The 12282-nt window shown below is 43.6% G+C and carries 8 protein-coding genes and 1 tRNA gene; 8 read left to right on the top strand and 1 reads right to left on the bottom strand.

The features are described 5' to 3' along the window. Positions 1-66 precede the first annotated feature (66 nt). The 6 genes from dnaN (at position 67) to RE317_RS14040 (ending at position 7560) form a co-directional block, all read left to right on the top strand. The gene (gene dnaN, locus RE317_RS14015; RefSeq protein WP_005843451.1) at positions 67-1191 is read left to right on the top strand and encodes a DNA polymerase III subunit beta; all 1125 of its coding nucleotides are present in this window, start codon (positions 67-69) and stop codon (positions 1189-1191) included. Between the two features lie 51 nt (positions 1192-1242). After that, positions 1243-2019: a 3'-5' exonuclease gene (locus RE317_RS14020; RefSeq protein WP_005843449.1), complete on the top strand. Its 777-nt coding sequence runs from the start codon at positions 1243-1245 to the stop codon at positions 2017-2019. After that, positions 2016-3212, top strand: coding sequence for a bifunctional phosphopantothenoylcysteine decarboxylase/phosphopantothenate--cysteine ligase CoaBC (gene coaBC / locus RE317_RS14025; RefSeq protein ID WP_008667349.1), 1197 nt, complete (start codon positions 2016-2018; stop codon positions 3210-3212). Before RE317_RS14020 ends, coaBC begins: the two co-directional genes overlap by 4 nt. A gap of 131 nt (positions 3213-3343) precedes the next feature. Continuing rightward, positions 3344-5005, top strand: coding sequence for a DNA repair protein RecN (gene recN, locus RE317_RS14030; RefSeq protein WP_303266274.1), 1662 nt, complete (start codon positions 3344-3346; stop codon positions 5003-5005). Between the two features lie 50 nt (positions 5006-5055). Then, positions 5056-5823: a 23S rRNA (guanosine(2251)-2'-O)-methyltransferase RlmB gene (gene rlmB / locus RE317_RS14035; RefSeq protein ID WP_005847884.1), complete on the top strand. Its 768-nt coding sequence runs from the start codon at positions 5056-5058 to the stop codon at positions 5821-5823. 36 nt (positions 5824-5859) lie between these two features. After that, a complete protein-coding gene (locus tag RE317_RS14040; protein WP_005847886.1) occupies positions 5860-7560 on the top strand; it encodes a serine protease in 1701 nt (566 codons plus the stop codon). 138 nt (positions 7561-7698) lie between these two features. On the opposite strand, the gene tilS is transcribed toward RE317_RS14040, so the two are convergent. Then, the gene (gene tilS, locus RE317_RS14045) at positions 7699-9003 is read right to left on the bottom strand and encodes a tRNA lysidine(34) synthetase TilS (RefSeq protein WP_008667346.1); all 1305 of its coding nucleotides are present in this window, start codon (positions 9001-9003) and stop codon (positions 7699-7701) included. 120 nt (positions 9004-9123) lie between these two features. Here tilS and feoB point away from each other — a divergent pair, with 120 nt between their 5' ends. Both feoB and RE317_RS14055 read left to right on the top strand, forming a co-directional pair. Continuing rightward, positions 9124-11592 carry a ferrous iron transport protein B gene (feoB, locus tag RE317_RS14050; protein ID WP_008667345.1) on the top strand — a complete coding sequence of 823 codons (2469 nt, stop codon included), beginning with the start codon at positions 9124-9126 and terminating at the stop codon, positions 11590-11592. Between the two features lie 312 nt (positions 11593-11904). Further along, positions 11905-11979, top strand: a tRNA-Cys gene (locus tag RE317_RS14055). Positions 11980-12282 lie beyond the last annotated feature (303 nt).

Here is a 12282-nt window from a genome sequence, read left to right on the forward strand (position 1 = left end):
CTTTTCGTAACTTTGGCAGTTAAATGAATATAGAGATATAGAATATAAATATAATAATATAAAACTATGAAGTTCATCGTTTCAAGTACTGGATTATTCAGTCATTTACAAGCTATTAGCCGAGTAATCAACTCTAAAAATTCGTTACCTATTCTTGATTGTTTCTTAATGGAACTGACTGACGGAACGTTGTCGCTCACTGCTTCTGACAGCGAAACGACCCTGTCCACTTCTTTGGAAGTAAATGAAAGTGACGGTGACGGACGCTTTGCCGTTTCTTCAAAAACCATACTCGAAGCCCTGAAAGAAATACCCGAACAACCACTGACTTTCCTGGTAAATACAGAGAATCTGGAAATCACCGTACAATATCAGAATGGTAAATACAGCCTGATGGGACAAAATGCCGACGAATATCCGCAGGCTCCTGCATTAGGCGCAAATGCGGTACACGTAACAATGGGCGCTCCGGTGATGCTGGCGGGTATCAACCGTTCCTTGTTCGCTACTGCCGATGACGAGTTACGTCCGGTAATGAATGGTATTTATTTTGATATCACTACCGAAGACATCACTTTCGTAGCCTCAGACGGGCACAAATTAGTACGCAATAAAACATTTGTGGCACACGGCGATGAAAAAGCCGCTTTCATTCTGCCCAAGAAACCGGCAACCCTGCTGAAGAACCTGTTGCCGAAAGAACAAGGAGATGTGCAAATTGATTTTGACGACCGTAACGCTACGTTTACATTAGAAAACTACAGCATGATATGCCGTCTTATCGAAGGACGCTATCCCAATTATAATTCAGTAATTCCGCAGGATAATCCGCACAAGGCCACCATTGACCGCATGATGCTGATCAGTGCGCTCCGCCGTGTATCTGTATTCTCATCACAAGCAAGCAGTTTGATAAAACTCCGCCTCAGTGAAAATCAGATCCAGATCTCCGCACAAGACATAGACTTCTCCACCTCAGCAGAAGAAACACTGACTTGCCAATATACAGGAAGCCCCATGAGCATCGGCTTTAAATCAACATTCCTGATCGATATTTTAAACAATATCTCGGCACAGGAAATACTTTTCGAACTGGCTGATCCTTCACGTGCGGGTGTTATTGTTCCTGTAGAACAGGAAGAAAAAGAAGACCTGCTGATGCTGCTGATGCCTATGATGCTGAACGACTAAAAACGACACGCCACCATGTGGCGGAAAAACAATATATAAAACAAGCTGAAAATGAAATTGAACTTGAAGAATCCTATTGTTTTTTTCGATTTGGAAACAACGGGAACAAATATAAACACAGACAGAATAGTGGAAATATGCTATCTGAAGGTGTACCCAAACGGCAACGAAGAAACGAAGACCATGCGTATCAATCCGGAAATGCATATTCCCGAACAATCTTCTGCCATCCACGGTATTTATGACGCAGATGTGGCGGACTGCCCTACTTTCAAGGAAGTGGCAAAAGAGATAGCCCGGGACATTGAGGGATGTGACCTTGCCGGTTTCAATTCCAATCGTTTCGACATTCCGGTTCTGGCCGAGGAGTTCCTGCGCGCAGGAGTAGACATTGACATGATGAAACGAAAATTCATTGACGTGCAGGTGATTTATCACAAACTGGAACAGCGCACCCTGTCTGCCGCCTATAAATTCTATTGCGGAAAGAATCTGGAAGATGCCCATACAGCCGAAGCCGACACACGTGCCACATACGAAGTACTGAAATCCCAATTGGACCGCTATCCGGAAGAATTGCAAAACGATATGGCATTTCTAGCCGAATATTCAAGTTTCAACAAGAACGTAGATTTCGCCGGACGCATTGTTTATGATGACAAAGGCGTGGAAGTCTTTAATTTTGGGAAATACAAAGGAATGTCGGTCAGCGAAGTATTACAAAAAGATCCGGGCTACTACAGCTGGATACTGAACGGTGACTTTACGCTGAACACGAAAAACGTACTGACAAAAATCAGACTACGTGAATCGGGAATGATGAAATGAGTATGAAAGGAAAAAAAATCGTACTAGGTATAACCGGAAGTATAGCCGCCTATAAAGCGGCTATACTCATTCGCGGACTTATTAAGAAGGGAGCGGAAGTACAAGTCGTGATTACCCCCGCAGGCAAAGAATTCATCACACCTATCACTTTGTCTGCATTAACAAGCAAACCTGTTATCAGCGAGTTTTTTGCCCAGCGTGACGGGACATGGAACAGCCACGTTGATTTGGGACTATGGGCGGATGCCATGATTATCGCTCCGGCTACCGCATCCACTATTGGTAAAATGGCCAACGGAATAGCGGACAATATGCTGATCACGACTTATCTGTCAATGAAAGCTCCCGTATTCGTAGCTCCGGCAATGGATCTGGATATGTTCGCACACCCTTCCACCCGGAAGAATTTGGACACGCTCCGTTCTTACGGAAATCATATTATAGAACCGGCAGAAGGGGAACTGGCAAGCCATCTGGTAGGAAAAGGCAGAATGGAAGAACCGGAAAAAATAGTGGAAATTCTGGAAGCTTTCTTTGCCAAACAACAAGACATGGCCGGAAAGAAAGTAGTCATTACCGCCGGTCCAACCTACGAGAAAATAGATCCGGTACGCTTTATCGGCAATTATTCTTCAGGAAAAATGGGATTCGCACTTGCCGAGGAATGCGCTTCACGTGGAGCGGAAGTATCGCTAATCAGCGGACCGGTAACGATTCAGGCCCATCACCCTAACATCCGCCGCATAGATGTGGAAAGTGCCGGAGAAATGTACGAAGCCGCCATCCGCGAGTTTCCTACAGCTTCGGCCGGCATCCTGTGTGCGGCAGTGGCCGACTTTACCCCGGAAACCGTAGCCGGTCATAAAATCAAAAGAGAGAAAGATAATTTAACACTGCAACTGAAACCCACACAAGACATTGCCGCCGCACTGGGAAACCGGAAAAAAGACGGACAGACATTAGTGGGATTTGCCTTGGAAACAAATGATGAAACAAAAAATGCACAAAGAAAACTGGAACGTAAGAACCTTGATTTCATTGTACTGAACTCATTGAACGACCAAGGAGCCGGGTTTCGTTGTGACACCAACAAAATAACGATTATAGACCGTCAGGGAGCAACTCCTTATCCGCTGAAAAGCAAACAGGAAGTAGCAAGGGATATTATTGACAGACTGGTAAATAATAAATAATTTCTTAATTTGCCACGTTGCCAATGTGCTAATGTGCTAATGCGCTAATGCGCTAATTACCATGCGGAATACAACAGCGCAGCAAATTAGCAAATTGACAAATCAGCAAATTATTAAAAAGGAGCAAGAATATGCTGCAATCTATCTATATACAGAATTATGCATTGATTGATACATTGGATATCAGTTTCACCCCCGGCTTCTCTGTCATCACCGGAGAGACCGGCGCCGGTAAATCGATTATTCTAGGCGCTATCGGCTTGTTACTGGGACAACGGGCCGATATCAAAGCGATCAAGAAAGGCGCCAATAAATGTATTGTAGAAGCACGTTTCAACATCTCCGCCTATCAGATGGAGCCTTTCTTTACCCAAAGAGATTTGGAATATGATCCGGATGAATGTATTATCCGCCGCGAGTTATATGCATCAGGTAAAAGCCGCGCATTCATAAACGATACTCCGGCCTCATTGGCGCAGATGAAGGAACTGGGCGAGAAACTGATAGATGTACATAGCCAGCATCAAAACCTGTTGCTCAACAGTGAGGGATTCCAATTGAATGTATTGGATATCCTGGCACAAGATGACAACGAACTTTCAGCATACAAGGATATTTATACCGAGTACAGGAACATATGCAAACAGCTGGCCGACTTCATAACGCAAGCCGAGCAAAGCCGGAAGGATGAAGATTACATCCGGTTCCAACTGGAACAGCTGGATGATGCAAACCTTCAGGAAGGAGAACAAACCGAACTGGAACAGGAAGCCGAAACCTTGAATCATGCCGAAGAGATAAAAGCGGGCTTGTACAAAGTGGACCAAATAATGGCTTCGGAAGATGCCAGCCTGTTGTCCGCTACCAAAGAATGTATGCAAACCCTGCATAACATAGCGAGAGTGTACACACGTGCCCAGGAATGGATAGGGCGTTTAGACAGTTGTTACATAGAGCTGAAAGATCTGTCGCATGAAATAGCAGGCGCACAGGAGGAAGTGGAGTTCAACCCCACCCGTCTGGATTATGTAAATGAACGCCTGAACTTAATCTACTCTTTGCAACAGAAGCATCACGTACAAACAATAGAGGAATTGATAGCCGTGCAAACCGACTATCATGAGAAGCTGAACGCCATCACTTCTTTTGATGACCGTATAGCAGAACTTACCGCCCAAAAAGAAACGCTATATGACAAAGTGATAAAGCAAGCTGCTGTGTTGACAAAACTCCGTTCCCAATCGGGCAAGCACATTGAAAGACAGATGCAAAGCCTGCTGGTTCCTCTCGGTATGCCCAATGTGCGCTTTGTGGTGGAACTGAATCCGCGCAAGGAACCGGACAGTAAAGGGATGGACAGTGTGACATTCCTGTTTTCGGCCAACAAGAATGGAACATTACAAAATGTAGCTTCCGTAGCATCGGGTGGTGAGATTGCCCGTGTCATGCTTTCGCTGAAAGCCATGATAGCCGGAGCTGTGAAACTGCCTACTATCATCTTTGATGAAATAGACACCGGAGTTTCCGGTTCCATCGCCGAGAAAATGGCGCTCATCATGCAGGAGATGGGAAAACAAAACCGTCAGGTCATCAGCATCACCCACCTGCCCCAGATTGCAGCACGCGGCATCACTCATTATAAAGTATATAAGGAAGATACGGAAACAGGCACCAACAGCCACATCCGCCGCCTGACTGATGAAGAAAGAGTAAAAGAAATTGCCAATATGCTAAGTGGGGCTACCTTGACAGAGGCAGCCCTGAACAATGCAAAGGCGCTGATAAGTGGCTAGTGCCAATTACCACTAACCACCTGTCACTAACCATTAACCACTTATTAAATATGTTAGAAAAGAATGAAATGATTTTCGGTGTACGCGCTGTTATTGAAGCCATACAAGCCGGAAGAGAGATAGATAAAGTATTGGTGAAGAAAGATATACAGAGCGAACTGTCCAAAGAACTGTTTGCCTGCTTGAAAAATACCCTCATCCCTGTTCAGCGTGTACCCGTGGAGCGTATTAACCGTATTACCCGGAAAAACCATCAGGGAGTTGTAGCATTCATCTCCTCTGTCACCTACCAGAAAACAGAAGATCTGGTACCTTTCTTGTTTGAAGAAGGAAAAACACCCCTATTCGTCATGCTGGATGGAATTACCGATGTACGTAACTTCGGAGCCATTGCCCGTACCTGCGAATGTGCCGGTGCAGATGCCATTATTATTCCCTCGAAAAACAGTGTCAGTGTCAATGCCGACGCAATGAAAACATCAGCAGGAGCTCTGCACACTCTTCCCGTATGCCGCGAACAAAATCTGACTAATACCATCAAGTATCTGAAAGACTGCGGATTCAAGATTGTAGCAGCCACGGAAAAAGGTGATTATGATTACACCAAAGCAAACTATAAAGACCCTGTATGTATCATTATGGGAGCCGAGGACACAGGTGTTCCCTACGAACACCTTTCCCTGTGCGATGAATGGATCAAAATACCGTTAATGGGTAAAATAGAATCATTGAACGTATCGGTTGCCGCAGGTATTCTGATTTATGAAGCTGTAAAGCAACGCGGCTTCACAGAAGACAAAACGGCATCCGCTTTATAAATACCGTATCATCGTTAACAAACAACTAACTATATCATGAAGAAAGTACTTTTGATACTGGCATGCGGCATAGCCGCCCAGCTAAGCTATGCACAAGCAACCCCAAAGTGGGCCGGCAAAGCTAAAAAAGCCGTTTTTTCCATCGTTACATACGATAAAGATAACAAAATCAAGAATACAGGAAATGGATTCTATATCAATGAAAATGGAACGGCATTATCCGATTATACCCTGTTTGAAGGAGCCGAACGTGCAGTAATCATTAATGCGGACAGTAAAGAATTGCCTGTATTGCGTATCTTGGGAGCCAACTCCATGTATGACATCGTAAAATTTAATACTGAAACCGATAAAAAGACCATAGCATTAAAATCGGCATCACAGCCGGCATCGGTAGGTGAAACAGTCTATCTGCTACCCTACTCGACTCAAAAAGCGGCAACCTGCCAAACAGGGACCGTCACCAAAGTAGACACCATCGGCGACAAGGCATATTACTATACACTGGCAATGACAACCAACGAAAAAACAGTAAGTTGCCCTATTATGAATGCCAATGGAGAAGTATTAGGTTTAATCCAAAAAAACGCATCGGATGAAGCCAAGGAAAGTTATGCCATCGGAGCTACATACGGTGCCTCGCTGAGCATCACCGCCCTTTCTTTGAATGACATGTCACTGAATAAAATCGGCATCAAAAAAGGACTGCCCGAAACAGAAGACCAAGCACTGGTGTACCTGTTCATGGCATCTTCACAACAAAATCAGGACGAATATATCACCACATTAAACGATTTCCTGGAACAATATCCCAACAGCGCGGACGGATATATACGCCGTGCCACTACTTATATGGGATTTAATGATGATGAACACAACGCTTTGGCAGATGCCGACCTGAAGAAAGCACTGGAAGTGACAGCCAACAAGAGTGAAACGCAATATAATATCGCTAAATTAATTTATTCGTACACCATCTCTTTAGGTGACAAGAAACCATACGGTGACTGGAGTTACGACAAAGCTCTCTCCATTATTCATGATGCCATGCAGGCCGACAACCAACCCATTTACACACAATTGGAGGGAGACATTCTGTTTGCTATGAAAAAATATCCTGAGGCATACGCCGCTTATGAAAAAGTGAACCAGTCTTCCATAGCCTCTGCCGCTACATTTTACTCGGCAGCCAAAACCAAACAACTGATTGAAGGAACAGATATGAACGAGGTTATTGCCTTGATGGATAGTGCTGTGGCACGTTTCACCAAGCCTTATACATCGGAAGCGGCTCCTTATTTCTATGAACGGGCAGAGATAAAAGCCCAGACAGGCAAATACCGTGAAGCGGTAATAGATTATGATACTTTTTATGATGCTATCGGTGGACGCGTTACAGCCGCCTTTTATCTGCAACGCGAACAGGCGGAAATACAATGTAAAATGTATCAGCAAGCTATCAACGACATTAATAAAGCAGTAGAAATGACTCCTGAGGATATAGCCATGTGGGTGGAAAAAGGTTCGGTGCATCTACGTGTAGGGCAACATAACGAAGCAATAGAAGCATTGGAAAAGGCTATCTCTTTAGACCCGAAAGCCGCAGCCGCATATCGTATGCTGGGATACTGCCAGATACAATTAAAGAAAAACAAAGAAGCCTGTGCAAATTTTGCCAAAGCAAAAGAACTGGGCGATGAAGTGGTAGACGGACTGATACAGAAGTATTGCAAATAATACCGGGAAGCTCCATCTGAAATCCGCGAATCTTGCTACATGATTTCTGAAATCTTGTTGCATGATTCGCGGATTTTTGCTACAAGATTTCAGGAAACATTCCCTGTCATTCATGAAAAAGCAGGAAAGAAAAAAAATCTACTTATCTTCCCACTGCCGTATAATCAGTACCCGTTTCGTATCTTCCGTCACCCGGAAACGGTCATCGCTACGCTCTCCTACCAGCCATACAATCCGGTCTGCTGAGCAAACCACATACTGATTTTCTTTCTGGAAAAGAGAAAACTTACGATCTGTCAGATAATCGCTGACCTTCTTTTTCCCTTTCATTCCGAAAGGAACAAACTTATCCCCCTGCCTCCATTTACGCACCGTGAGAGGTAGCACCACCTTATCCGCATCCAAACAGGCCGTATTCTTATTCCTGGGGATGACAAAGTCCGGCATTATTTCCTGCGTTTCCATTGCAAGCCGGAATGGGGGCACATTTTCCTCCACTTCCTCATCCGCCGGCTTCCTCCTGCGAATAATCAGCTCCGTCCTGTCGCGCAGCACCTCCCATCCGGCAGAAACGAATCTTTTTCCCGACTGGGCAGACAAACTGCGGAATACATCTCCTACCTGAACGGAATTGAAACCTAACGGATGAAGAATCTCAAACAGCAAAGCCGCCGGAGCACTCTCTTCCATCAAACGAGAAATAAGAATATGGCCGGACTTTTCCATCACCCTTTCTTTCCCCGCCTCTATTTCCTTATTATATATAAGAGAAACATCAGTCAGACGTCTGGATGTTTCAGCTATACTTTCACTGACAGAAGGATTCAGCTCACGCAACATCGGAAGAATATTCAGACGGATTTTATTACGCATATATTCATCTTGCAGATTGGTACTGTCTGTAACATAACCTTGACGCAAACAACGCAAATAATCCAAAATATCCTGACGGCTCACCTCCAACAAAGGCCGTACAATGCAGCCGTTATGCGGACTGATACCTTTCAAGCCATTGATTCCCGCGCCACGTATCAAATTCAATAAAAAAGTTTCCACACTATCGTCCCGATGATGGGCTACGGCAATAACAGCCATCCCCCTCTCCTTACGCAGTTGTTCGAACCAATCATAGCGCATTTCGCGAGCTGCCATCTCAATAGAAACATGATGCCTTGAAGCATAAGTGACTGTATCAAAATGAGTAACATGCAAAGTCACTCCCAGCCCTTTACACAACTCATTGACAAACCTTTCATCTCTATCGGACTCCTCACCACGAAGATGGAAGTTACAATGGGCAGCCTCACAATGATACCCTAAAACAAGCAAGACACGCAACAAAGCTACCGAATCTGCTCCGCCACTCAATGCCACTAACACCTTATCATGCAAAGTGAAAAGTTGTTTTTCCTCTATATACTTCTGAATATTCCAATGAAACATGACACAAAGATAAGGGTTCTGCAAGACAAAAACAAAGTGCCTGTTCTTTATTTAAAAACAATCTAAATAGTTTGCATACTTCTAAGTAATAACTTATCTTTGCGAAAAATTTAAAACAAGATGCGTTTATCCGAATTAAGAACAGGAGAAAAAGGCGTAATAGTCAAGGTTTTAGGTCACGGTGGTTTCCGCAAGCGAATCGTTGAAATGGGTTTTATTAAAGGAAAAACCGTAGAGGTAATCTTGAACGCCCCTTTGAAAGACCCTATAAAATACAGACTACTAAGTTACGAGATCTCTCTCCGAAGACAAGAGGCAGATATGATTGAGGTGGTAAGCGAGCAGGAAGCACGCACGATGCAAAACCCTTACCATGGTTCCATAACAGAAGATGTACCCGTGTCCGAATCAGAACTGGTGGCACTGGCAAAAGGCAAACGCCGTACAATCAATGTAGCCTTAGTAGGTAATCCTAATTGTGGAAAGACTTCGCTATTCAATATTGCATCCGGCGCCCATGAACATGTAGGAAACTACAGTGGTGTGACAGTAGATGCCAAAGAAGGTTTTTTCGACTTCCAAGGTTATCATTTCCGTATTGTAGATTTACCCGGAACCTATTCTCTTTCAGCCTATACTCCGGAAGAACTTTATGTACGCAAACATATCATTGAAGAAACTCCGGATGTAATCATCAATGTGGCAGACTCTTCCAACCTGGAACGTAATTTCTATCTTACCACCCAATTGATTGACATGAATGTGCGTATGGTCATCGCACTGAATATGTATGACGAACTGGAAAGCAGCGGCAACAAACTGGATTACATCAAGTTAAGCCAATTGATCGGAGTGCCTATGATACCTACTGTCTGCCGGCGGGGTGAAGGCATAGACCAACTGTTCCATGTTATCATCGGTATTTACGAAGGCGGGGATTTCCTGTCACAAAAGGGCGAAATACGTTCTGAAATTCTGGAAGATCTGAGAGACTGGCACAAAACCTATGTACCCGACCACGAATTCGGAAGCCACAAAGAAGAGGAAGATGCCCGCCCACGCGGATATATGCGCCATATTCACATTAACCACGGTCCTGAACTGGAGCGCAGTATCGAAGAAGTAAAAAAAGCAATCAGTCAAAACGAAGACATACGCCATAAATACTCCACCCGCTTCCTATCTATCAAATTACTGGAAAACGATAAGGAAATAGAAAATTTCATCTCTACACTGCCTAATGGCAAAGAAATCATAGCGATACGCAACAAGGAAACCTTACGTATCCGTAAAGTGATGAACGAAGACAGCGAGCAAGCTATTACGGATGCTAAATATGGTTTTATTACCGGAGCTTTGAAGGAAACATTCACCGACAATCATTTGGAAAAAGAACAAACAACCCGCGTGATAGACAGTATTGTGACACATCGCATTTGGGGATATCCTATTTTTTTCCTGTTCCTTTACATCATGTTTGAGGGAACCTTTGTTTTGGGTGACTACCCTATGCAAGGTATTGAATGGCTAGTAGACCAGTTGGGCAACCTGATACGGAACAATATGGCTGAAGGTCCTTTGAAAGACTTACTGATAGATGGTATTATCGGTGGAGTGGGCGGTGTTATCGTTTTCCTGCCGAATATCCTCATATTATACTTTTTTATTTCTATATTGGAAGATTCGGGGTATATGGCACGCGCTGCATTTATCATGGATAAAATAATGCACCGGATGGGACTGCATGGCAAGTCCTTTATTCCACTGATTATGGGATTCGGCTGTAATGTACCTGCCATAATGGCAACACGTACTATAGAAGACCGAAAGTCCAGACTAATCACCATGTTGGTGAATCCTTTAATGTCCTGTAGTGCTCGTCTTCCCATATATTTAGTTATGATAGGTGCTTTTTTCCCTAACTGCGCCAGCTTTATGTTACTTTGCATCTACACAGCAGGCATTTTATTGGCAGTAATAATGGCCCGTATTTTCAGTAAATTTCTGGTGAAAGGAGAAGATTCTCCATTTGTGATGGAACTCCCCCCCTATCGTATGCCTACCTCTAAAAGTATCATGCGCCATACATGGGAAAAAGGAGCACAATATCTGAAAAAGATGGGAGGCATTATCATGATTGCCTCAATTATTATCTGGTTTCTAGGGTATTATCCACAACATGATGCTTACGAAAGCGTGGCTGAGCAACAAGAAAATTCATATATCGGACAAATAGGCAAAGCCATAGAGCCTGTTATCAAACCGCTAGGATTTGACTGGAAGTTAGGAATCGGACTTATTTCAGGTGTGGGTGCTAAAGAACTGGTAGTAAGCACACTAGGAGTATTATACACAAATGAAGGAGATGTGGAAAATGTGAATCTTTCTAACCGCATCCCCATTACTCCACTGGTTGCATTAGCTTACATGCTGTTTGTATTGATTTACTTCCCCTGTATTGCCACTTTCGCAGCAATCAAGCAAGAATCCGGCAGTTGGAAATGGGCCATATTCACAGCAGGATACACCACTGGATTGGCTTGGCTTGTTGCATTTACTGTATTTCAAATAGGAAGTCTTATCGTTTAATAAACCTAAACCTAAAATTATTTGTTTATCAAGCATGGAATTACAACAAATTATAGTTATTGCAATTGTATGCCTCTGCACCATATGGATAAGCATACGTATCTTTCAGTATTTCAAGCGCATAAAGAACAATAGCAATCCGTGTGAATGCTGTAGTTCGGACTGCGCCATGAAGTCTATGCAGAACAAGCCAAAGTACGGTTGCGAAAAAAATGCAGAAAAAGTGAGAAAAAAATAGCAGAATATTTGCAGATTAAAAAAAATGTCGTACCTTTGCAACCGCGATCGAGAAACAAAGATTGCTAACGACAAGGTTCCTTGGATGAGTGGCTTAGTCAGCGGTCTGCAAAACCGTGTACGGCGGTTCGAATCCGCCAGGAACCTCCAAAAGCGAAAATGGATTAGAATGAAAATTTCTAATCCATTTTCGCTTTTCAGCTACTTACGTCCTCTATGGTAGAAGTAGAGAAGGGTGGGCTTTCCACCCCCGCGACTCCACTGGAGATGTTGAGGCTTTATAGCTCCCTCTATAAATTATATTACAGACATCCATCTGTATGCGAAATCAAACAACAAACCGTTTTCACCCCGTATGACGAATGTGAATATTTTATGGCTCAGCGGAAATTTCTGGTTGTTAAGTTTTAAAATTAGCTACCTTTGCTTACCTTTGTTTTATGAAACCCGAAC

The sequence above is a fragment of the Phocaeicola sp. GP0067 genome, from assembly GCF_031119655.1.
Classification (GTDB): Bacteria; Bacteroidota; Bacteroidia; order Bacteroidales; family Bacteroidaceae; genus Phocaeicola; species Phocaeicola vulgatus.

Coding starts and splice junctions, on each gene's coding strand:
- dnaN (WP_005843451.1), top strand. CDS start 67: ATGAAGTTCATCGTTTCAAGTACTGGATTATTCAGTCATTTACAAGCT.
- RE317_RS14020 (WP_005843449.1), top strand. CDS start 1,243: ATGAAATTGAACTTGAAGAATCCTATTGTTTTTTTCGATTTGGAAACA.
- coaBC (WP_008667349.1), top strand. CDS start 2,016: ATGAGTATGAAAGGAAAAAAAATCGTACTAGGTATAACCGGAAGTATA.
- recN (WP_303266274.1), top strand. CDS start 3,344: ATGCTGCAATCTATCTATATACAGAATTATGCATTGATTGATACATTG.
- rlmB (WP_005847884.1), top strand. CDS start 5,056: ATGTTAGAAAAGAATGAAATGATTTTCGGTGTACGCGCTGTTATTGAA.
- RE317_RS14040 (WP_005847886.1), top strand. CDS start 5,860: ATGAAGAAAGTACTTTTGATACTGGCATGCGGCATAGCCGCCCAGCTA.
- tilS (WP_008667346.1), bottom strand. CDS start 9,003: ATGTTTCATTGGAATATTCAGAAGTATATAGAGGAAAAACAACTTTTC.
- feoB (WP_008667345.1), top strand. CDS start 9,124: ATGCGTTTATCCGAATTAAGAACAGGAGAAAAAGGCGTAATAGTCAAG.